This is a genomic window from Luteococcus sp. H101 (assembly GCF_038433155.1).
Taxonomy (GTDB): domain Bacteria; phylum Actinomycetota; class Actinomycetes; order Propionibacteriales; family Propionibacteriaceae; genus Luteococcus.
In genome coordinates, this window is sequence record NZ_JBCDMW010000029.1 from 1 (window position 1) to 21,207 (window position 21,207).

Consider the following 21,207-nt stretch of genomic DNA (forward strand, 5'->3'; position numbering starts at 1 on the left):
GCGGTCGGCTGGCGCCACCAGGCCCGGTGACAACACCCCCCGGATCATGCGTACGACAGGGGCACAGAGTCATGCCGGGCCCGGCGACCGTAACCCCGCCCTACGGGGTCACCAGCAAGGTAACGGGGTGGCGGCGCTCAGCCGACGTGATCCAGCAGGGCGGCCGCCGTCTCCCGCGGGGCCTCCAACGGCGCCAGGTGCCCGACGCCCTCCAGCACCCGGAAGCTGCCCCGGCCCACCCGCTGCGCCAGCCGACGCATGGCCTCCGGCGGGCTCACGGGGTCATCCGCACCGGCCAGGCACAGCACCGGCGGGGTGATTCCGGGCAAGAGGTCTGCGATGTCGTAGTCGGCCAAGGCCTCGCACAGCCGGGCGTAGCTCTCCACGTCCACATTCGCCAGGTCCGTCAGGGCCTCCTGGCGACGATTCTCGGGCCAGGCTGCCGCCCGGGAACCGAACCAGCGGGCGGGGGTCCCCGCCAGCACCGGGCCGATCCCCTCGCGTCGCACCAGGGCGGCGCGTTCCAGCCAGGCCTGGGGACCGCCGAAGGCCGAGCCGCTGCACAGCGCCGCCGAGGTGGCCACCCGCTCCGGGTGGTGCAGGGCCAGCAGCAGGGCCACGGCCCCGCCAATCGAGTCACCCGCCACGTGGAACTGCTGACCGGCGCCCAGCTGGGCGTCGACGGCCGTCAGCACCGCCTCGGCCAGCTGCGGCAGGGTGAGCGGATGATGATGGGCCGGGGCCCCGCCGTGGCCGGGAAGATCCCAGGCCACGACGTGGTGCCCCGACAGGAGCTGGGCCGCCCCGCCCCACAGGCGTCGACCCGAGGTGCCCATCGAGGGGCCGAGCAGCAGCAGTGGCTGCTCGGCGTCCCCGGCGAGCGGGGTCAGGCGGATCTGGGGGTGGGGCGTGCCCATGGTCACTCCTTGATGTCGGACGGATGCTTGGCGAGCGGGGTGACCTCGATGTCCATGTACTTGAACAGCGGGAGCCCCCACAGGATCTCGTGCAGCCGGTCATTCGACGCGACGTCGAAGACCGAGTAGTTCGAGTACTGGCCGGGAATCCGCCAGATCTCGGGCCACTCCCCGTCACGCTGGAGCTGCTGCGAGTACGCCTTCTCCTTCGCGATGGTCTCGTCGCGCAGCTGCGGGTCGAGGTCGAGAGGGATGTTGACGTCCATCTTCACCAGGTAGAGCATCAGGCATCAGCCTTGTCCAGCACGAAGCCGTACTCGACGGTGGAGGTGCCATTGCCCTGGTCCTTCGGGTCCAGGATCAGCTCGGGCTTCACGGCCGAGGCGATGTCGTCGTCATTGTGCTCGTCGCCCGGGAAGTAGAGCTGCGCGGTGAGCAGCTGGTGGCCGGGGGCGGAGACCTTGACGTGCAGGTGGGCCGGACGCCAGGCGTGCCAACCCGCGGCGGCGATCAGCTTGCCGCAGGCGCCGTCGGTGGGGATCTGGTACGGCGACGGCTGGATGGTGTTGATGGTGAAGGTGCCGTCGGCGTTCACCGGGAAGGTGCCGCGCAGGTTCCACTCGGGCTGGCCGGGGGCGAACTGGGAGTAGAAGCCCAGGTCATCGGCGTGCCACAGCTCGATCTTGGCGCCCTCCATCGGCTTGCCGTCGGTGTCCAGCACGGTGCCGGTCCACTGCAGCTTCTGGCCGGGCTCGTCGTCGCGCATCGGGATCTGGCCGTCGGCGCAGACGGGGGAGTTGGGCACGTAGTAGGGGCCCTCGATGGTGCCCTTGCTGCCCTTGCGGTCCTTGGTGGCAACCTCCTCGACGATGTGCTCCACCCAGACGTCCAGGAAGAGCGGCCACTCGCCGTCCAGACCCACCTGGATCAGCCATGCCTTCAGGGCGTTGTACTCGTCGTAGGTGACGTCCTCTTCGCGGATGGTCTTCTCGATCTCGCCGAGGATGCGCTTGGCGAGCATGTCGACGCGCTCCTTGGGGGTGTCCTTCACGGCGTCGAAGGCGGCGGCCTTGTCGCGCTCGAAGTTCGCGGTGGCGCCGGCACCGGCCTGGGCAGCGGTGCCCTTGCTCTCTTCTTCCAGGTACTGCGACATTGCGGTGTCCTTTCGGTTGTGCACCCGCCAACGGTCGTGGCGGAGCGATCTTGGGGGGTGGGGTCAGCCGTCCGTGCGGTAGTGGCGCAGCTTGTCGGCGTCGATCTCGACGCCGAGGCCGGGCCCGGGACGCACGGACAGTTCCCCGTCCTGGATGACGAGCGGCTCGGTGAGCAGGTCGTCGCTCATGTCCAGGAAGTTGGAGAGCTCACCGGCATGACGGCTGGTGAGCCGGTGGGCGGCACCGAAGACGACGGTGCACAGGCTGCCCAGCTGGGTGTCGATCTGGTTGCCCATCACCACCTCGACGCCCAGCCCCTCGGCCAGGTGCAGGGTGCGCTGGCTGGTGGTGAAACCGGTGCGGGCGGTCTTGATGGAGATGGCGGTGGCCGATCCGCCCAGCAGCTCGCGGGTCACCTCCGCCGGCGTGGTGGCCGACTCGTCGGCGATGTAGGGCACCTCGATCTGGGAGACCAGCCAGCGCCGGCCCAGCACGTCGTCGGCCGGGTTGAGCTCCTCGGCGAACGCCAGGTCCAGGCCGGCCATCTGGCGCCAGGCCCGGGCGGACTCGGCGGCGCTCCAGCCGCGGTTGCCGTCGACGTAGAGGGTGGCGGTGTCGCCGAAGTGCTCCCGCAGCGCCTGCACGACGGCGACGTCCAGCTCGACGGGATGGCGGCCCACCTTCACCTTGAAGGTGGTGATGCCGTACTGGTCACGCATCCGCTGTGCCTCGTCGACCATCTTGGCGGGATCGTCGAAGCCGAGCATGTGGCTCACCCGCATCCGGTCGCTGTAGCCGCCCAGCAGGTCGGTCACCGACGTCTGCAGGGTGCGGCCCAGGGCATCCCAGACCGCCATGTCGATGGACGACTTCGCGGCCGGGTTGCCGACGGTGCGCTCCATCACGGCGGCCATCTGCTCCCGCGCGGTCAGCTCCATGCCCACCAGCGCCGGGGCGAAGATCTTGGTGATGACGGCCACGACGCCGTCCTGGGTCTCGCCATAGGTGAAGGGGCGGGGCACCGCGTCGGCGGTGCCGACGACGCCGTCGCTGGTGTGCACCCGGACCAGGACGTGCTCGGCCGCGTGCACCTCACCGGAGGCGAACTTCAGCGGCTTGCGGTAGGGGATGGCATAGGGAATCGCCTCGATGGCGGTGATGGTGGTCATGCGTCCTCCTTGACTCTCGGGTGCGCCTCGGCCCGCAGGGACTCCAGGGCATCCAGGGCCCGGGCCAGCAGCGGCGAGGGGTCGTCGGCCCGCACCGCCAACGACAGGTCGACGCTCGCCGTGTCCGGCAGCTCCCGGATCACGACGCCGCGGGGTTGGATGGCCCGCGCCGAATCGGGGACCAGCGCGATCCCCAGCCCGGCCGAGACCAGGGCCAGCAGGGCCGCCGTGCCGGGGGCGCGGTGGGCGACGCGGGGGGCGAAGTCCGCCCGACGGCAACTGGCCAGCACGGCCTCGTTGACGGTGGACATCTCCGCCGAGTAGGTGATGAAGGGCTCGGCCCGCAGGTCCGCCATGCCCAATGCGGGCTCGGGCACCAGCCGGTGGTCATGCGGCAGCGCCAGCAGCAGCCGCTCCTGGGCGATGCTGCGGGTCAGGATGTTCGGCTCCGAGACCGGGCCCCGCAGGACGCCCAGGTCCAGCCGGCCGTCCAGCAGCGCCTGCAGCTGGCGGGGGGTCAGCATGTCGGCGTGCACGTCCAGGGTGACCTCGGGCAGGGCGGCGCGCACCATCCGCGCCACCAGGGGGAGCTGGCTGTAGGCGCTGGTGCCGGTGAACCCGATCCGCAGCAGGCCCTGGCTGCCCTCGGAGATGTTGCGGGCGCGCTCCACGCTGCGGTCAAGGTCGGCCAGCAGCCGTCGGACGTCGGAGTGGAAGCTCTCCCCGGCGGCGGTCAGGCACACCTGCCGGGTGGTGCGGGTGAACAGGGCCACGCCGAGCTCCGACTCGAGCCGACGGATCGACTGGCTCAGGGCCGGCTGGGCCAGGTGCAGCCGCTCAGCGGCCCGGCCGAAGTGGCAGGTTCCCGCCACGGCGTCGAAGTACTGCAGCTGTCGCAACTCCATGGGGTCACCTCCTGTGGCTGTCGGTCGCCTGCTGGATAGCGGTGCGGCGTCGGTGCCGCTGGGTCGACCTGGGGTCCACGCTAGGGCCCGATGATCCATTGACACAAGGATCAATTTGAGAGCTATTCATAACTCAAAAGTATCAAAGTGGACTGGGGTCCCCCTAGGCATTTGCCGGTGTGACCACCCCCATGAGCCGTGGTGGACTTGCCGACCATGACCCCCCAATGCTGTGGAGGAAGACGATGAGCGACACGCTGGCACGTATCACCAAGACCCTGGACACCGCCCTGGTGGAGGATCCGGCCGCTGGCCTGTACCGGGCCAACCGCGCGATCTTCACCGACGAGGAGATCTTCGAGCTGGAGATGAAGCACATCTTCGAGGGCAACTGGATCTACCTGGCCCACGAGAGCCAACTGCCCGAGCCCGGTGACTACCTCACCACCTACATCGGCCGGCAGCCGGTGGTGATCACCCGGGATAATGCGGGTGGGATGCACTGTCTGATCAATGCCTGCGCCCACCGCGGCGCCATGATCTGCCGTCGTAAGACGGACAACCGCAAGACCCTGACCTGCCCCTTCCACGGCTGGACCTTCCGCAATGACGGCACCCTGCTCAAAGTCAAGGACCCCGACGGCGCCGGCTACCCGTCGAACTTCGACACCGACGGTTCGCACGACATGACCAAGGTGGCCCGCTTCGAGAACTACCGCGGATTCCTGTTCGGCAGCCTGAATCCCGACGTCCCCTCGCTGGCGGAGCACCTGGGCGATGCCACCAAGGTGATCGACATGCTCGTCGACCAGTCCCCGGAGGGCCTGGAGGTGCTGCGCGGCTCGTCGACCTACACCTACGACGGCAACTGGAAGGTGCAGGCCGAGAACGGCGCCGACGGTTACCACGTCACTGCCACCCACTGGAACTATGCCGCCACCACCTCGCGTCGCGGCACCGGCGAGAGCGCCAATGACACCAAGACCCTGGACGCCGGCCAGTGGGGCAAGTCCGGCGGCGGCTACTGGAGCTACCCGAACGGCCACCTGTGCCTGTGGACCTGGGCGGGCAATCCCGCCGACCGGCCGCTGTGGGACCGGATGGAGCAGCTCAAACAGGAGTTCGGCGAGGCCAAGGGCGAGTTCATGGTCAAGGGCTCCCGCAACCTGTGCCTGTACCCGAATGTCTACCTGATGGACCAGTTCAGCACCCAGATCCGCCACTTCCGGCCGATCGCCCCGGACAAGACCGAGGTCACCATCTACTGCATCGCGCCCAAGGGGGAGAGCGACGAGGCCCGGGCTTGGCGAATCCGCCAGTACGAGGACTTCTTCAACGCCTCCGGCATGGCCACCCCGGATGACCTGGAGGAGTTCCGCAGCTGCCAGCTCACCTACCAGGCCAGTGCCGCCCCGTGGAATGACATGAGCCGCGGTGCCGAACACTGGCTGACCGGCCCCGACGAGGTGGCCACCAGCCTGGGCATGGACGGCGTGATCTCCGCCGGCGTGAAGAACGAGGACGAGGGGCTCTACCCCGTGCAGCACGGCTACTGGCTGCAGACCATGCGCAAGGCCGTGGAGCGCGAGGCCGCGGTGCATGACTACCAGAACAAGCGTGGCACCACGTCGGGCAAGGAGGCCTGAGCATGAGCGAGAAGACCATCACCCATCACGAGATCGAGCAGTTCCTCTACCGGGAGGCCCGCCACCTGGATGACCGCGAGTTCGAGAAGTGGCTGGAATGCTATGCCGACGACGTCGTCTTCTGGATGCCGGCCTGGGATGACCGGGACCTGCTGACCGAGGACCCGCAGCGGGAGATGAGCCTGATCTACTACTCCAACAAGGGCGGGCTGGAGGACCGGGTCTTCCGGATCCGCACGGAACGCTCGTCGGCCACCTCCATCCCGGAGCCCCGGACCAACCACTACATCGCCAATGTGGAGGTGATCGAGCGCCGCGGTGACCTGGTGGACGTCCGCTTCAACTGGCACACCATGTACTACCGCTACAACACCGTCGACCCCTACTACGGCACGTCCTTCTACACCATCGACTTCTCCGGCGACGGTCCGCTGATCCGGCGCAAGACGGTGGTGCTGAAGAACGACTACATCCACCATGTGGTCGACGTGTACCACGTCTGAGCGGGGGAGCCATGACGAGCACCGAGAATGAGGTCCCCACCCACCAGGTGGCGTTGACCTTCGAGGACGGCGTCAGCCGCTTCATCAAGGTCCGGGAGGACCAGACGGTGGCCGACGCCAGCTACCGCCAGCGGATCAACATCCCGCTGGACTGCCGCGACGGCGCCTGTGGCACCTGTAAGGCGCTGTGTGAGTCGGGCGACTACGACGGCGGCTCCTACATTGAGGATGCCCTGACCGCGGACGAGGCCGCCAAGGGCTACGTGCTGCCGTGCAGCATGAAGCCGAAGAGTGACCTGGTGCTGCAGATTGCCGGGACCTCGCAGATGGCCAAGGCTGGCGCCTCCACCTGGAAGGGCACCGTCACCGGGATCGAGCACCTCTCGGCCACCACGGTGCAGCTGTCCGTGGAGGTGGAGCGACGCGATGAGCTGGTCTTCCTGCCCGGCCAGTACGTCAACATCGGCGTGCCGGGAACCGACCAGAAGCGTTCCTACTCCTTCAGCAATGCACCCGGCGAGCCCGTGCTCACCTTCCTGATGCGGGTCAGCCCCGGCGGCGTGATGTCCACCTGGCTGACCGAGCGGGCCGCGGTGGGGGACACGCTGGAGATGGACGGCCCACACGGCTCCTTCTTCCTGCGCGAGACCAACCGGCCGCTGCTGCTGGTGGCCGGCGGCACCGGGTTGGCGCCGATCCTGTCCATCATGCGGCAGCTGCGTGACCAGGGGGTCTCCCGGCCCACGCACCTGGTCTACGGGGTCAGCGGCGACGCCGACGTGGTGGCGCTGGACCAGATCGAGGGGGTGGCCGCCGAGCTGCCCGAGTTCAGCTGGGACTTCTGCGTCTCCCGCCCGGATTCCGACCAGATCGACGGGCGGGCGGTGAAGAAGGGCTATGTGATGAGCCTGATCGACGCCGAGCACCTGCACGACGGCGAGGTGGCCATCTACCTGTGCGGCCCGCCGCCGATGGTGGAGGCGGTGCGCCAGGACCTGGACGAACGCGGGGTGGAACCGGACGGCTTCTACTTCGAGAAGTTCGCCCTGGCCGTGCCCGCCGCGGCCGCCAAGCAGGCCGCCGAGGGCCTGGAGGAGGCCGAGGACCAGGCGGCGCGGGATGCCGAGGTGCTGGCCGCGGAGCCGCAGGCCGTCGCGACCCAGACCGCGGCACCCCGCGCCGGGGAGGCCCGCACCGGGGAGTCCGGCCGCGGCGAGGCCCAGGTGCTGCTGTTCGCGGCGGATGCCCGCAATGTCGCCAAGCAGCAGGTCTTTGCCCCGGCAGAGCTGGAGCCCCGGCCCGGCCCGGCGGCCGACCACGGCTCCACCCTGCGCCGGATCGCCAAGCAGGAGGCCTTCGCCTCCGACGGGAGCCCGGCCAGCGGTGCACCCGTCGAGGCGGGCGGTGAGCTGCTGTTCGTGCCACAGGCGCGCAACATCGCCAAGCAGCAGACCTTCCCCGTCGGCAACCAGCAGCCGCTGGTGGCCAGTGCGCAGGCGGACGGTGACCCGCAGATGGTGGCCGAGGACGGGTACCAGATTGGCGAGGAGCATCCCGACGTCCAGTTCTCCGACGCCCTGTTCGACGCCCGCGCGGCGCTGGAGCTGGGTGCCCTGGACCTGACGATCGGCAGGCTGGATGCCACGCAGATCTCCGGCTACCGGCTGCTCGCGGAGGCGACGGCCAAGCACGTCGACGGGGAGAATCTGGTGGACCCGGCCGGCTTCACCGAGGCCAATGGCGCCTTCCACGACTACCTGTTCGGCCTGACCGGCAATGCGCACCTGCTGCAGGCCCACCAGGCGCTGGACGTGAAGGCGCACATGAACGAGGCGCTGCGCGATGCCACCTGGATCGACGCCCGGTGCACCGCCGACCACGTCGAGCTGGTGGACCTGATCGAGGCGGGGGACCGGGATGGCGCCCGGGCCCTGCTGGTGGCGCACGCGGAACGGGCCAAGCAGACCACCCGTCGGGCCATGAACGAGAGCCGGGACCGCAGCAAGCCGCGCTTCATCACGCCGGGACGGTTCGCCAACCAGGTGGTGCTGGTCACGGGTTCCGCGCAGGGGATCGGGGCCCAGGTGGCCCGCCGGATCGCCGCGGAGGGCGGCAGCCTAGTGCTGGCCGACCGCTCGCCGCTGGTCCAGGAGCTCGTCGTCGAGCTGCAGGGTCAGGGCGCCCAGGTGGTGGGCGTCGAGTGTGACCTGGAGCAGGGGGCCGGTGCTCGCCAGATGGTGGAGCAGGCGCTCGAGCGCTTCGGCCGGCTAGACGTGCTGGTGAACAATGTGGGCGGCGCGATCAACTTCAAGCCCTTCACCGAGTTCACCGACGACGAGATCCAGGCGGAGATCACCCGCTCCCTGATGACGACGCTGTATGCCTGCCGGGCCGCCCTGCCCGTGATGCAGCGCCAGCAGTCCGGCGTGGTGGTCAACGTCTCGTCGGCGGCTACCCGCGGCATCCACCGGATCCCGTACTCGGCGGCCAAGGGCGGCATCAATGCGATCACCGCGTCGCTGGCCCTGGAGTACGCCGGTGACGGCATCCGCGTGGTCGGGACGGCCCCCGGCGGCACCGAGGCGCCGCCGCGACGGATCTCCCGCGGCACGCCCGAGGCCCGCACGGAGCAGGAGCGGGCCTGGTTCCAGGCGCACATCGACCAGACCCTGGAGCACTCGCTGATGGGGCGCTACGGCACCCTCGACGAGCAGGCGGCGGCGATCTGCTTCCTGGCCTCGCCCGAGGCCAGCTACATCACCGGCTCGGTGCTGCCGGTTGCGGGCGGCGACCTGGGCTGACCCGAAGGGCTGGTCGTCGAGGGTCCCGCAGGCTACTGTGAGCCGGTGGGACCCTCGACGATCCTCCCGAGCCGGCAGCGTGTGCTGGAACGGCTGCGCGACGCCGCGCGGCCGGGCCAGGGCTCACGCCTGGTGGTGGTGGACGTGGTGCCCGGCTCCCGCACCGACCTGCTGCGCGACGCCTTGCCCGGCTGCCGTGAACTGGTGGGCCTGTCCTGGCAACAGCCCGACCCCCTGGCCCTGCTGCGGCCGCTGATCGGCCCGTCGGCCACCCAGGATCTCAGCCCGGATCACAGCCCCGGCACGCTCGCCGCCGGCTGGCTGGCCGCGCTCCCGGTGGCCGCAGCGGAAGCCTGGGATGCCATCGTGCTGGTCCGGCAGGCGCAGCACGCAGATGCCGCCAGTCTGCAGGTGCTGGCCAGCGCCGTCCACCAGGCCACCGAGCGGCGGATCCTGGTGGTCCTGGAACTGGGGGAGGCGCGGATCGACAACCCCCTGCGGCAGTTGCACGATGAGCTGCGGGTGGCCGCGCACCAGGTGCTGCGGATCGGGCCCGTCACACCCGAGGACGTCGCGGAGATCGCCGCGCAGGAGGGCTTGCCCGCCAGTGCCGGGCTGGTTCGACGCCTGCTGGACCACTGCGGCGCCGACGAGTCGGAGGTGGTGGCGACCCTCCGGCTACTGGCGGCGCGGCGCGGCACCCAGGCCGAGCGGCTACCCGTCTCCGGTGCCCTGCGGGCCCGGATGCTCACCGCCCTGACCAGCCTCGATGACCGTGCCCGGGCCCTGCTGGCGGCATGCGCGGTGCTGGAGGAGGCCCGCCCGCTGGACCGGGTGGACAGCTCTCTGGCCGCCCGGATGGTGCAGGAACCGGCGCCGCTGGGCCCGCTGAGCGAGCTGTCGGCGGCCGGGCTGCTGGACATCCACGGCCCCGACGCCCGCTGGGTGGGGCTGCCCAGCGCGGCCCAGCGGCAGTGCGTCCTGGATGGCGTCGGGCTGCCGGAACAGACCCGGCTGCATGAGTTGGCGAGCCGCCACCACCCCGACGAGCGGGCCAGACTGCGCCACCGGTGGCTGGCCCGGCCGCAACCCGACGACCAGCTGGCCGCGCGGGCCGAGGAACTGGCCACGGCCCGCGCGGTGCGCGGCGAATGGCTGGCCAGCTTCGAATTGTGGGAGCTCGCCGCGCAGGCCTCGGCCGAGGACGTGGTGGCGGGCCGCCGCTGGGTGCAGGCCGTCGACTCCCTGGTGGCGGCCGGTGACCTGACCCAGCTGGAGGGCCGGATGGCGCGCTTGGAACAGGTCCGGGAGACGGCGCTGCGCGAAGCCTGCCTGGGCTATGTGGGCTGCCTCAGTGGGCGGCCCACCACAGCCGGAACCCGGTTGGAGCGGGCCTGGGAGCTGTGCAACCAGCAGCGCGAACCGCAGGTGGCCCGGCTGGTGGCCGAACGCCAGGTGCTGCATGCGCTGGCCCGCTGCCGCGCCGAGGACGTGATCACCTGGGCAGGCCGGGCGGCCGAGCCGGCGCCCGACGGCGTGGGGGAGGCGGGCACCAGCCAGGAGGCGGAGGCGGTGGGCTGCGTCGCCCTGGCGGCGGTGAAGGGCCCCAAGCCCGCCCTGCGGCGCCTCGACGAACTGGAACGGGTGGTGCCCGAGGGCACCATCATCCAACGGATCCTGCTGGCGCGGGGCTGGGTGCAGCTGGCCGCCGGTGAGCACCTGTTGGCTCGCGACGAGCTGGAGCGCGCGGTGGCCGCCGACGGCTGGGGCGGCTCCTTCCGGATCGGACTGTGGGCCAGCGCCTGGCTGGCCCGCCTGCACCTGGAGACCGGGCGCTGGGAGGAGGCGGAGCAGGTGGCCCGACGGGGTCTGGACGGCGCCAGCGAGCGGGGTCTGGCGCTGCTGGTGCCGTTGATGCAGTGGACCCTGGCCGAGCTGGCGGCCCTGCGGGGAGACTGGGCGGCCGCGGATCGGGCCGTTCGGGGCGGCGTGGCCGATGCCTCCCACTACGAGGTGATGCGGGTCTCCGCCGCGCTGGCCCGGGCCTCGGTGGCCCGCGCCCGGGGCAATCCCGAGGGCGTGTTGGAGGCCCTGACCCCGTTGGAGCAGTCCTGGGCCCGCGGGTGGGTCTCCGCGCCGGGCTTCTGGCCGTGGGTGGAACTGCGGGGCGACGCGCTGCTCACGCTGGGCCGACGCGCCGAAGCCGATGACTTCCTGCGCCCGCACGAGGCGCGTGCCCACCGCCAGCGGCACGCGGTGCAGTCGGCGCGGCTGGGGGGTCTGCGGGCCCGGCTTGAGCTGCTCGGGGGAGAGGCGGACAAGGCCCGGGCCCTGCAGGCCGCCTCGCTGTCCGAACTGCAGCGGCGGCCGCTGCCGCTGTGCCGGGCCCGCCTCCACCTGGGCTGGGCGGCCGCCCTGCGTCGCTCCGGCCGACGCAGTGAGGCCGAGCAGGAAGCGGACCTGGGCAATCGGCTGCTGGCCACGCTGGGCGGGTGGGTGGGTCACGGCCCGACCGACGACGAGATGCCCGGCGACGGCCGTCCGGCCGCGGCCCCGTCCCTGACCGCGCAGGAGCTGGCGGTGGCGGAGCTGGTGGCCAGCGGGCGCACCAATCGGGAGGTGGCCGGCGAGCTGTTCGTCTCGGTCAAGACGGTGCAGTACCACCTGACCAGGGTCTATGCGAAGCTCGGGGTGCGCTCCCGGGGCGAGTTGGCGGCGCGCGGCGTCGCCGACGTCACGGTTTCCTGACGCGTGTCGCCGGACACGTGCCGCCCGACGACGCGCCGCTTCCTCAGCGCGCTTCGCCGCCGCCCCGTGGGGGATTCTCGCGCACCAGCGACTGCCTCGCCGGGCCGTCAGTTGCCGGGCGCGCTCAGTTCTCGCAGGATGGCCAGCGCCCGGTCCAGCTGCGGTTCCCGGGGCCCCGCCCGATGCGCCGCCACCAGCTCCAGCCGGGCCTGGGCGTCGCCCAAGGGGATGAACCGCACCCCGTCCAGGGCCAGCGCCTTCACCGGCTCGGGGACGATCGCCACCCCCAGACCCCCGGCCACCAGGGTCACCATCGTCGAGGTCTCGCCGACCTCGTGCCGCACCCGAGGGGTCACGCCGCAGCCGGCGAACAGCTGCTGGACCAGGCCATTCATGGCGGAGCGGCGGGGTGAGGAGTGCAGGATGAGGTCGCTGCCGGCCAGCTCCGCGACGTGGGTGACCGGCCGGTCCGCCAGCGGGTGGTCGGCCGGGACGGCCGCCAGCAGACGGTCCCGGCGCAGGGTGCTGGTGACCAGGCCGGCGTCGTCGTGGATGGGCCGCATCACGGCCAGCTGGATGCTCCCCTCGCGCAGCGCCTCCGCCTGGTCCCGGCTGAGCATCTCGCCCTGGAAGGAGACCTCCACCCCGGGCAGCTCCTGCCCCAGCCGTCGGGACAGGGCCGGCAGCAAGCTGTAGGTGACCGAACCGACGCATCCGATCGCCAGCTGACCCACCATGCCCTGCGCCACCCGGCGCGCCCGGTCATCGGCGGCTTCGACGGCGGCCAGGATCTCCCGCGCGCGCACCAGGTAGTCGGATCCGGCGGCGGTGAGCTCCACCCGTCGAGTGGTGCGGGTGAACAGCTCGGTGCCCACCTCCTGTTCCAGTCGCTTGATCTGCTGGGAGAGTGGGGGTTGGGCCATGTGCAGCCGCTCGGCGGCCCGGCCAAAGTGGCATTCCTCGGCCACTACGATGAAGTATTCCAGCTGTCGCAGACGATCCATACCCAGCAGGATATCAATTGGGTAGTATATTGATACTTCACAATATCGGTGCTGGGTCGTAGCGTCATGGACATGACCTCCTACGTGTACTCCGCGGTGCGGACCCGGTTCGGCAAGTTCAACGGTGGCCTTGCCGGGGCGCGCCCCGACGACCTGACTGCCGCCGTGATCCGCGCCAGCCTGGCGCGCCACCCCCAGCTGGATCCCGCCCGGATAGACGACGTGGTCTGGGGCAATGCCAACGGTGCCGGCGAGGAGAACCGCAATGTGGGGCGGATGGGCGCCCTGCTGGCCGGTCTGCCGGTGAGCGTGCCCGGCACCACCGTGAACCGGCTGTGTGGCTCCAGCCTGGACGCCGTGATGATCGGTTCCCGGGCCATCGACGCGGGCGATGCCGACGTGATCCTCACCGGCGGCGTCGAGTCCATGACCCGGGCCCCGTGGGTGCTGCCCAAGCCGGACCGGGCCTTCCCGGCCAAGGACCTGGCGGCGGTGTCCACCACCCTGGGCTGGCGGCTGGTCAACCCGGCCATGCCCAAGGAGTGGACCGTCTCGCTGGGTGAGGCCAATGAGCAGCTGCAGGCCGAGTTCGGCATCTCCCGGGAGCGCCAGGACGAGTTCGCCGCCCGGTCCCATGTGCTCGCGGACCGGGCCTGGGCCGACGGCTTCTACGACGAGCTGGTGTGCGAGGTGGAGGGCGTCGAGCTGACCCGCGACGAGTCGATCCGCCCCGGCAGCAGCCCGGAGAAGCTGGCCAGCCTCAAGCCCGCCTTCCGGCCCGACGGCTCGATCACCGCCGGCAATGCCTCACCGCTCAACGACGGGGCCAGCGCCGTTCTGCTGGGCTCCGAGAAGGCCGCGGACCTGCTGGGCGCCCAGCCGCAGGCCCGGATCGCGGGCCGCGCGGCCCACGCCCTGGAACCGCAGCGGTTCGGTTTCGCGCCCGTCGAGGCCGCCAACCGGGCCCTGCAACGGGCCGGGATCGACTGGTCCCGGGTGGGTGCCGTCGAGCTGAACGAGGCCTTCGCCGTGCAGTCGCTGGCCTGCGTCGACGCGTGGGGGATCGACCCCGAGATCGTCAACGCCAAGGGCGGCGCGATCAGCATCGGGCACCCGCTGGGGGCCTCCGGCGGCCGGCTGGTGGGCACGCTGGCCAAGCGGATGCGTGACCAGCAGATCCGCTGGGGTCTGGCCGCCATCTGCATCGGCGTCGGCCAGGGCCTGGCCGTGGTACTGGAGAACGAGGAAGGAAAGAACTGATGGCTCTCACCCAGATCCTGCAGGAGACGGACCAGGCGGTCGCGGACATCCGCGACGGCGACACCGTGCTGGTGGGCGGTTTCGGCCTGGCCGGCATGCCCTTCGACCTGATCGACGCGTTGATCCGCCAGGGCGCCAAGGACCTGACGATCGTCGCCAACAATGCCGGCAACGGGGAGGTGGGCCTGGCGGCGCTGCTCAAGGCCGGCCGGGTGCGCAAGGTGATCTGCTCCTTCCCGCGGCAGAGCGATTCCTATGTCTTCGACGAGCTGTACCTGGCCGGCAAGGTGGAGCTGGAGGTGGTGCCGCAGGGCAACCTGGCCGAGCGGATGCGCGCCGCCGGCGCCGGGATCGGGGCCTTCTACTGCCCGACGGCCGTCGGTACGCCGCTGGCCGAGGGCAAGGAGACCCGCACCATCGACGGCCGGGACTACCTGCTGGAGTACCCGATCAAGGGTGACTGGGCGCTGATCGCGGCCGAGACCGCGGACCGGATGGGCAATCTGGTCTACCGCAAGACCGCCCGCAACTTCGGCCCGGTGATGGCCACCGCCGCCGCCCACACCATCGCCCAGGTGCACAACATCGTCGAGACCGGCGAGCTGGACCCGGAGAATGTGGTCACCCCCAGCATCTACGTCGACCGCGTGGTGCGCGTCGACGCCCGTTCCTACACCGTGGAGGGAGCCCGATGAGCTTCGTCGAGCACACAGACCGGGAGCCGCTCAGCACCAGCGAGCTGGCTGCCCTGATTGCCGCAGACATCCCCGAGGGGTCCTTCGTGAACCTGGGGATCGGCCAGCCGACGCAGGTGGCCGACCACATCCCGGCCAGCGCGGGCGTCGTGCTGCACACCGAGAACGGGATGCTCGGGATGGGGCCGGCCGCGCAGGGTGACCAGATTGACCCCGACCTGACCAATGCCGGCAAGGTGCCCGTCACGGAGCTGCCCGGCGCCAGCTACTTCCATCACGCGGACTCCTTCGCGATGATGCGCGGCGGGCATCTCGACGTCTGCGTTCTGGGCGCCTACCAGGTGGCCGCCACCGGTGACCTGGCCAACTGGCACACCGGCAAGCCGGATGCGATCCCGGCCGTCGGCGGGGCGATGGACCTGGCGATCGGGGCCAAGCAGGTCTACGTGATGATGTCGCTGTTCAGCCGCGACGGCAGCGCCAAGCTGGTGCCCGGCTGCACCTACCCACTGACCGGGGTGGGCTGCGTGAGCCGGGTCTACACCAACCACGCGGTCTTCGAGGTGGGCCCGGGGCGCGACGCGGTGGGCGTGCGCGCGACGTGGGGGATCAGCCTGGCCGAGCTGTCCCAGCGGCTCGACGTGGACCTGGTCCCCGTCGACTGACCCGCCGGTCGCCACCCGCCCGCCCGGTGGCCGGGTGGGGGCCTCTCGGGCGGCGCTCGGGTTTCGTTTTCCCGCCTCGGATACATCCGTCGCGGGAAAATGAAACCCGAGCGGCCACTCAGTCCGGGCTCGCCCGAGCCACTCCCAGCCGCGATGCCCGACCCTGTCGAGGGCCGGGGCAGGCCTTCGATGAGCCGCTACTGAGTCCGGGCCCGTTCGAGCCAGTTGACCGGCTCGGGGATCGTTGCGGAGCGGTGCGAGGATCGTGGCCGACGTCTTCGTCATGGCCATATCACGCGCGCACGGCCGGGACGCCTGGCTGGCTCGCCGCCCGGGCAACCGCCCTCAGCCGGGCAGCGTCAGCCGGGGCGTGTCCCCGTCCAGCCGGGCGTCGACCCCCAATGGCACGGTGCGCACCGGGCTGGCGTGGCCAAAACCCAAGTTCCAGGCGATCGGGATGTCCAGCGGGCCCAGCAACTCCAGCACCAGCTCCCGGACCTCCGGCTCCTTGCACTCGTGCCAGGAACCACAGGCCACCGCCCGGACCCCGTCGAACCAACCGGCTCGCAACAGGGCGGTCAGGTAGCCGTCCAGCTTGTAGGTGGCCTCGTGGACGTCCTCCAGCAGGGCGATGGTGCCCTCGTGGTCCAGCGGCGGCCGGGTGCGCGCCCCCAGGGTCATGGCAAGCAGGGACAGGTTGCCGCCGATCAGCCGGCCACCGGCCGAGCCCGGCACCAGCCAGCTGGCGTCCTCGGGCGCGATCACCCGTCCCCGCCAGGGGTCGAGCACGGCCTGGCGGAGCCACTCGGCGGCCAGCGCATTCTTCTGCACCGACGTCGATCCGACCATCGGGCCGTGCCAGCTGGCCACGCCCAGCTGCTCGTCCAGGAATTCCTGCAGGGCGGTGATGTCGCTGCAGCCATAGACGGGCTTGGGTGCGGCGGCGCGAATGGCATCGACGTCCAGCAGGTCCAGCATGCGCACCGTCCCGTAGCCGCCGCGGACCAGGAAGATCCCCTCCACCGTCGGGTCACACCAGGCCTGCTGCAGGTCCCGGGCGCGTTCGGCGTCGGTGCCGGACAGGTAACGGGCCCGGGGATGGGTGCCGCGGGAGGTCGGCATGCTGACCACCTCCAGGCCCCAGCCGCGCAGCACTCGCTCCCCGTCGGCCACCCGGTCCTCGGGCACCTGCCCGGCGGTGGCCAGCAGTGCGACCCGCGCTCCCGAGCGCAGCGGCCCCAGCCCCGCGTGCCGGCCCGGGCCCTCCTGACTGCCCGGGCCAGCCGGGCGATGGTGCTCAGCCACGGACCACTCCCGAGGGGACGACGCTGAGCAGTGTGCGGGTGGGTTCCGGTGATCTCACGACCACAAGGCAACCACACCGCAGGTACCTGCGCTCCCATCATCGAGCGGCGACCCATCCAGCCAGTGGGCAAGACACTCCCCAGAATGCGTGGCTTTGGGCACGCTTGGGCCCACCCACTACCACAGGAGGATTCGTGTCCACCAAGCCCATCCGCGGCATCGCCGCCGCGGCTCTCGCCCTGGGGCTGTGCCTCGGCGGCCCCAGCCTCGCCCCTGCCCACGCCGAGCTTTCGTCGGCCGTACCGGCCCTGGCCCCGGCCACCCGCCAGCTGGACACCAGCAAGCTGCCCAAGGTTGACCTGGCCAGCAAGATCGCCAGCTTCCAGGCCAAGCATCCCGCGAGCCACCTGGACCGTCCGGCGCTGCGCGCGATCAATCCCGACGACTATGTCTGCGACAACAACACCGACGTCGCCGCGTGGGTGGACCGCGAGGTTGCCAAGCTGAGCCAGGATGACCTGCAGGTGCTGCAGCTCACCGGGCTGGACATGCTGCCCGCCTACGACGCGATGCTGGCCACCGACACCGCCGCCTACCCGCTCACCGTCGACGCCCAGGCGCTGACCAAGACCTTCCGCAAGCTGCAGCGCTTCTGGGACATCAACAGCTCCGACATCGCGCTGATGCAGATGGGCGGCAGCATCTACTCCAATGTGGAGCGGATGCAGATGATCTACCAGGAGCTGGGCCTCAGCCCCCAGGATGCGCTGGTCATTGCCCAGTTCGTCGCCGACTACGTCAAGACCAGCGAGGGCCTGCAGCAGGGCAACAATCCGCTGCTCACCTTCAATGCCTTTGCCTACTCCACCTTCGGGCAGTACCCCCAGATCACCGACCGGATCGTGATGGGCCCGGGCCTGCTGCAGGCCTACCACGAGCTGGGCTATGGCGATGTGGCTCCCCAGGTGGTGCTGGCCCATGAGTTCGGCCACCACATCCAGTTCGAGACCGGGATGATCAGCCCCGACGACGCCTCCAGCCCGGAGGGCACCCGTCGCACCGAGCTGCACGCCGATGCCTCCGCGGCCTACTTCTCGTCGCATCCCAAGGGGCTGAGCATGCAGTTCAAGCGGGTGGCCGAGTTCAACCGGGTCTTCTACGGCATCGGGGACTGCTCCTTCACCAGCGACGGTCACCACGGCACCTCGGCCCAGCGGATGCGCGCCGCCACCTGGGGTTATCAGCTGCAGGAGGCCAACCGGCCCAAGTCCTACATCCACCCGGTGCTGCGCTTCCGCGAACTCTTCGACGCGGCGCTGCCCACCCTGGTGGCCCCGGACGCGTAGGCATCACCCGTCCGCGGCACGCACGGGGCCGACGCCCGCTGGGTGTCGGCCCCGTCTCACGGGCGTACCGCCGGCCCACCCGTCGTGGACAGAGGTACTGACCGCCTCCGGCGCCGTCAGTGCCAGACGCGGTCAGTGCAAATGACCCACTTTCGGGGAGTCAGTCCAGCTCGGCCAGCCGCTTGCGGATCGCCTTGAAGGCGGTCTGACCCATGTCCTCGCGGCCACCCTCGATCCAGGTGACGGTGTTGGCGTCGGCGGTGAGCACCACCCGGCCGTGGTCGGTGCCGTCCTTCTTCTTCTGGGAGAACTGGTGCCACTGCTCCGCGGGGTCCACGGAACTGCGCTTGTCGGTGAAGGTGTACTCCTCGGAGGTGCAGCCGTCGATCGCGGTCTGCAGCTCCTGCCAGGCCTTGCTGGCCGCGGCGGTGTCCCGGAAGCGCCAGGTGGCCGCCGCCCAGCCCCTGTCCGTGCCGGCCAGCACCAGCTGCTGCGCCGGTTTCACCGCGGCATTGGCCTTGGGGATGCACGGCTGGCTGCCCTTGAAGAGCTCCTGCGATTCCTCACCCACCAGCACATACTGCGCGGTGCCGACGGTCAACGGCGGGTTGTACAGCTCGCTCACCGAGGCCACCTGGTTCGGGGGAGCGTCGGCGCGGTTCCAGTACCGCCAGCCCAGCACACCCCCCGTCGCCAGCAGGGAGAGCACCAGGAGCCCAACCAGCCAGGGCCAGATCCGCCGTTTCGGGGCCAGGACCGGCACCGTTCCGGGGTTGAAGTCAGGTGGGGCGGCGGCCACCGGGGGAGTCTCTTCGGGGCCGGCGGCAGCCCGGGCGCTCCAGTCGGGCAGCGGACCGGGCTGCCAGTACTCGGGCGGTGGCGGAGTCGGGTAGCCGTAGGCGTCGCGGTAGAACTGGAAGCCGGCCGGGGCCGGTGGCCAGCTCGCGTCCGGCCGCCAGTCGGCCGCGGGCAGATAGCCCTCGGGCGGCGTCGGCCAGCCGGGTGGGGTGTGGAAGGTGATGCGGTTCACGGAGCTCCTCGACGGCCGGGCGGGCGGTGCCCTCCACGATAGTGCCGGGGCCAATGCCGTGTTCCAGCCCTGCATGGGCGGGCGATAGTCTTTCCCCCATGTGTGCCAACATTCTTGCCGCCGTCGCGTGGCCCTATGCCAATGGTCCCCGCCACATCGGTCACGTCTCCGGTTTCGGTGTCCCCTCCGACGTGTTCTCGCGGTTCATGCGAATGTCCGGCCACAACGTGCTGATGGTCTCCGGCACCGACGAGCACGGCACCGCCATCCAGGTGAAGGCCGACTCCGAGGGCCTGACGGCCGAGCAGACCGCCGACAAGTACCACCGGATCATCGCCGAGGACCTGCAGGGCCTGGGCCTGTCTTATGACCTCTACACCCGCACCACCACGGACAACCATCGCCAGGTGGTGCAGGAGATGTTCACCGTCCTGCATGACAACGGCTACATCATCAGCCGCACGGAGATGGGCGCGATCAGCCCGTCCACCGGCCGCACCCTGGCCGACCGCTACATCGAGGGGGAGTGCCCGCACTGCGGCTTCGACGGCGCCCGCGGTGACCAGTGCGACAACTGCGGCCGGCAGCTGGACCCCGTCGACCTGAAGAACCCGCACAGCCGGATCGACGGCGAGGTGCCCAAGTTCGTCGAGACCGAACACTTCTTCCTGGACCTGCCCGCCTTCGCCGACGCGCTGGCGGCCTGGCTGGAGACCCGGCAGGACTGGCGGCCCAATGTGCTGCGCTTCAGCGCCAACTTCGCCAAGGAGTTGCAGCCGCGGGCCATCACCCGTGACCTGGACTGGGGCATCAAGATCCCGCTGGACGGCTGGGAGAGCAACAACCTCAAGCGGATCTACGTCTGGTTCGACGCGGTGATCGGCTACCTGAGCGCCTCCATCGAGTGGGCCAAGCGCACCGGGGATCCCGAGGCCTGGAAGACCTTCTGGACCGGGGAGCAGGCCAAGAGCTACTACTTCATGGGCAAGGACAACATCGTCTTCCACTCGGTGATCTGGCCCTCCATCCTGCTGGGCGCCGACGGCAAGGGGGACAAGGGCGGCCGCACCAGCGAGTGGTTCGGCACCCTGGACCTGCCCACGGAGGTGGTCAGCTCCGAATTCCTCACCATGGGTGGCTCCAAGGTGGCCAGCTCCCGCGGCGCGAGCATCTTCGTGGGCGACTTCCTCAAGGAGTTCGGTCCCGACGCGCTGCGCTACTTCATCGCGGTGGCCGGCCCGGAGAACCAGGACACCGACTTCACCTGGGACGAGTTCGTCCGGCGCACCAACTACGAGCTGGCCAACGAGTGGGGCAACCTGGTCAACCGCTCCATCTCCATGGCGCACAAGAATGTGGGCGCCATCCCGGAGGCCGGCGAGTTCACCGACGCGGACAACGAGCTGCTGGCGGCCAGCAAGCAGGGCTTCCAGACCGTCGGCGAGCTGCTCCAGGTGTGCAAGTTCAAGGCCGCCATCACCGAGGCGATGCGGATTGTCAGTCTGGCCAACAAGTACCTGTCCGACCAGGAGCCGTGGAAGCTGAAGGACCAGCCGGAGCGTCGCAACACCGTGCTGCACGTGGCCCTGCAGGTGGTCAGCGACTGCAACACGCTGCTGACGCCCTTCATGCCGCACGCCGCGCAGCAGGTCTTCGACGCGATGGGTGGCGACGGCATCTGGGCCGCGCAGCCGCAGCTGGTGGAGGTCACCGAGAAGAACGAGGACGGGGTCGAGAAGTCCTACCCGGTGCTGCAGGGCGACTACGCCGCCGAGCAGGCTCGCTGGGAGTCCCGGCCGATCGCCGTCGGCACCCCGCTGGCCAAGCCCAGCCCGATCTTCGCCAAGCTGGACGAGAAGCTGGGCGAGACCGGCCCCGAATGGGCGCCGATCATCCCGGCCTGAGCAGCTGCTGACGGGTCAGTCGAATCAGTGGGGAAGTTTTGGTCTCTCCCCAGAGCCCAGAACTTCGGCCATTGTCCGTTCCCACCGCGTGGTGGGCAGACGGGCCCTTGGGTGTGACGGGTTGGTGGCATGACCAGAACCGCCCGCGGGCGCGT

General features: G+C 70.4%; 17 protein-coding genes. 9 read left to right on the top strand and 8 right to left on the bottom strand.

What is annotated here, in order from left to right; translation table 11 throughout:
- Positions 1–137: 137 nt before the first annotated feature.
- The 5 genes from AAEX60_RS12030 to AAEX60_RS12050 all read right to left on the bottom strand — a co-directional run bounded on the left by AAEX60_RS12030 (position 138) and on the right by AAEX60_RS12050 (position 4,145).
- Positions 138–917: an alpha/beta fold hydrolase gene (locus AAEX60_RS12030; protein WP_342103769.1), complete on the bottom strand. Its 780-nt coding sequence runs from the start codon at positions 915–917 to the stop codon at positions 138–140.
- Positions 918–919: 2 nt separating this feature from the next.
- Positions 920–1,201 (bottom strand): muconolactone Delta-isomerase, encoded by a 282-nt coding sequence (catC, locus tag AAEX60_RS12035; protein WP_342103771.1) that lies wholly within the window; start codon positions 1,199–1,201, stop codon positions 920–922.
- Entirely contained in the window at positions 1,201–2,070 is an 870-nt protein-coding gene (gene catA / locus AAEX60_RS12040) for a catechol 1,2-dioxygenase (protein ID WP_342103773.1), read from the bottom strand. The genes catC and catA overlap by 1 nt, the downstream gene beginning before the upstream one ends.
- A gap of 63 nt (positions 2,071–2,133) precedes the next feature.
- The gene (locus AAEX60_RS12045) at positions 2,134–3,240 is read right to left on the bottom strand and encodes a mandelate racemase/muconate lactonizing enzyme family protein (RefSeq protein ID WP_342103775.1); all 1,107 of its coding nucleotides are present in this window, start codon (positions 3,238–3,240) and stop codon (positions 2,134–2,136) included.
- Complete coding sequence (locus AAEX60_RS12050; RefSeq protein ID WP_342103776.1) at positions 3,237–4,145, bottom strand: LysR substrate-binding domain-containing protein; 909 nt, start codon at positions 4,143–4,145, stop codon at positions 3,237–3,239. Before AAEX60_RS12050 ends, AAEX60_RS12045 begins: the two co-directional genes overlap by 4 nt.
- 245 nt (positions 4,146–4,390) lie before the next feature.
- Between AAEX60_RS12050 and benA the strand changes: the two genes are divergently transcribed.
- Genes benA through AAEX60_RS12070 form a run of 4 tightly spaced genes read left to right on the top strand, consistent with a single transcriptional unit; the run spans position 4,391 to position 11,843 of the window.
- The gene (benA, locus tag AAEX60_RS12055; protein ID WP_342103779.1) at positions 4,391–5,791 is read left to right on the top strand and encodes a benzoate 1,2-dioxygenase large subunit; all 1,401 of its coding nucleotides are present in this window, start codon (positions 4,391–4,393) and stop codon (positions 5,789–5,791) included.
- Positions 5,792–5,793: 2 nt separating this feature from the next.
- On the top strand, positions 5,794–6,294 hold the full coding sequence (gene benB / locus AAEX60_RS12060) for a benzoate 1,2-dioxygenase small subunit (protein ID WP_342103781.1): 501 nt from the start codon (positions 5,794–5,796) through the stop codon (positions 6,292–6,294).
- An 11-nt stretch (positions 6,295–6,305) separates the two neighbouring features.
- Positions 6,306–9,095, top strand: coding sequence for a benzoate 1,2-dioxygenase electron transfer component BenC (gene benC / locus AAEX60_RS12065; RefSeq protein WP_342103783.1), 2,790 nt, complete (start codon positions 6,306–6,308; stop codon positions 9,093–9,095).
- Between the two features lie 45 nt (positions 9,096–9,140).
- Positions 9,141–11,843, top strand: coding sequence for a helix-turn-helix transcriptional regulator (locus AAEX60_RS12070; protein WP_342103784.1), 2,703 nt, complete (start codon positions 9,141–9,143; stop codon positions 11,841–11,843).
- Between the two features lie 107 nt (positions 11,844–11,950).
- Here AAEX60_RS12070 and AAEX60_RS12075 read toward each other — a convergent pair whose 3' ends face one another.
- A complete protein-coding gene (locus tag AAEX60_RS12075) occupies positions 11,951–12,847 on the bottom strand; it encodes a LysR family transcriptional regulator (RefSeq protein WP_342103785.1) in 897 nt (298 codons plus the stop codon).
- Positions 12,848–12,919: 72 nt separating this feature from the next.
- Here AAEX60_RS12075 and AAEX60_RS12080 point away from each other — a divergent pair, with 72 nt between their 5' ends.
- From AAEX60_RS12080 to AAEX60_RS12090, 3 genes are read left to right on the top strand one after another with little or no spacing between them, the layout of a single operon-like run.
- Positions 12,920–14,107 (top strand): thiolase family protein, encoded by a 1,188-nt coding sequence (locus tag AAEX60_RS12080; RefSeq protein WP_342103786.1) that lies wholly within the window; start codon positions 12,920–12,922, stop codon positions 14,105–14,107.
- Complete coding sequence (locus tag AAEX60_RS12085; RefSeq protein WP_342103787.1) at positions 14,107–14,802, top strand: 3-oxoacid CoA-transferase subunit A; 696 nt, start codon at positions 14,107–14,109, stop codon at positions 14,800–14,802. Before AAEX60_RS12080 ends, AAEX60_RS12085 begins: the two co-directional genes overlap by 1 nt.
- Entirely contained in the window at positions 14,799–15,467 is a 669-nt protein-coding gene (locus AAEX60_RS12090) for a 3-oxoacid CoA-transferase subunit B (RefSeq protein WP_342103788.1), read from the top strand. The genes AAEX60_RS12085 and AAEX60_RS12090 overlap by 4 nt, the downstream gene beginning before the upstream one ends.
- A gap of 345 nt (positions 15,468–15,812) precedes the next feature.
- On the opposite strand, the gene AAEX60_RS12095 is transcribed toward AAEX60_RS12090, so the two are convergent.
- Positions 15,813–16,772 (bottom strand): S66 peptidase family protein, encoded by a 960-nt coding sequence (locus AAEX60_RS12095; RefSeq protein WP_342103790.1) that lies wholly within the window; start codon positions 16,770–16,772, stop codon positions 15,813–15,815.
- Positions 16,773–16,966: 194 nt separating this feature from the next.
- Between AAEX60_RS12095 and AAEX60_RS12100 the strand changes: the two genes are divergently transcribed.
- On the top strand, positions 16,967–18,118 hold the full coding sequence (locus AAEX60_RS12100) for a hypothetical protein (protein WP_342103791.1): 1,152 nt from the start codon (positions 16,967–16,969) through the stop codon (positions 18,116–18,118).
- Positions 18,119–18,278: 160 nt separating this feature from the next.
- Here AAEX60_RS12100 and AAEX60_RS12105 read toward each other — a convergent pair whose 3' ends face one another.
- A complete protein-coding gene (locus AAEX60_RS12105; RefSeq protein ID WP_342103793.1) occupies positions 18,279–19,148 on the bottom strand; it encodes a hypothetical protein in 870 nt (289 codons plus the stop codon).
- 98 nt (positions 19,149–19,246) lie between these two features.
- Between AAEX60_RS12105 and metG the strand changes: the two genes are divergently transcribed.
- Positions 19,247–21,052, top strand: a complete 1,806-nt coding sequence (gene metG / locus AAEX60_RS12110) for a methionine--tRNA ligase (RefSeq protein WP_342103795.1) — start codon at positions 19,247–19,249, stop codon at positions 21,050–21,052.
- Positions 21,053–21,207: the final 155 nt, after the last annotated feature.

What these genes read in the sequence shown, in the direction of transcription:
- AAEX60_RS12045 (WP_342103775.1), bottom strand. Translation starts at nt 3,240, where the DNA reads ATGACCACCATCACCGCCATCGAGGCGATTCCCTATGCCATCCCCTAC.
- benC (WP_342103783.1), top strand. Translation starts at nt 6,306, where the DNA reads ATGACGAGCACCGAGAATGAGGTCCCCACCCACCAGGTGGCGTTGACC.
- AAEX60_RS12030 (WP_342103769.1), bottom strand. Translation starts at nt 917, where the DNA reads ATGGGCACGCCCCACCCCCAGATCCGCCTGACCCCGCTCGCCGGGGAC.
- AAEX60_RS12050 (WP_342103776.1), bottom strand. Translation starts at nt 4,145, where the DNA reads ATGGAGTTGCGACAGCTGCAGTACTTCGACGCCGTGGCGGGAACCTGC.
- AAEX60_RS12075 (WP_342103785.1), bottom strand. Translation starts at nt 12,847, where the DNA reads ATGGATCGTCTGCGACAGCTGGAATACTTCATCGTAGTGGCCGAGGAA.
- catA (WP_342103773.1), bottom strand. Translation starts at nt 2,070, where the DNA reads ATGTCGCAGTACCTGGAAGAAGAGAGCAAGGGCACCGCTGCCCAGGCC.
- benA (WP_342103779.1), top strand. Translation starts at nt 4,391, where the DNA reads ATGAGCGACACGCTGGCACGTATCACCAAGACCCTGGACACCGCCCTG.
- AAEX60_RS12090 (WP_342103788.1), top strand. Translation starts at nt 14,799, where the DNA reads ATGAGCTTCGTCGAGCACACAGACCGGGAGCCGCTCAGCACCAGCGAG.
- catC (WP_342103771.1), bottom strand. Translation starts at nt 1,201, where the DNA reads ATGCTCTACCTGGTGAAGATGGACGTCAACATCCCTCTCGACCTCGAC.
- metG (WP_342103795.1), top strand. Translation starts at nt 19,247, where the DNA reads ATGTGTGCCAACATTCTTGCCGCCGTCGCGTGGCCCTATGCCAATGGT.
- AAEX60_RS12080 (WP_342103786.1), top strand. Translation starts at nt 12,920, where the DNA reads ATGACCTCCTACGTGTACTCCGCGGTGCGGACCCGGTTCGGCAAGTTC.
- AAEX60_RS12085 (WP_342103787.1), top strand. Translation starts at nt 14,107, where the DNA reads ATGGCTCTCACCCAGATCCTGCAGGAGACGGACCAGGCGGTCGCGGAC.
- benB (WP_342103781.1), top strand. Translation starts at nt 5,794, where the DNA reads ATGAGCGAGAAGACCATCACCCATCACGAGATCGAGCAGTTCCTCTAC.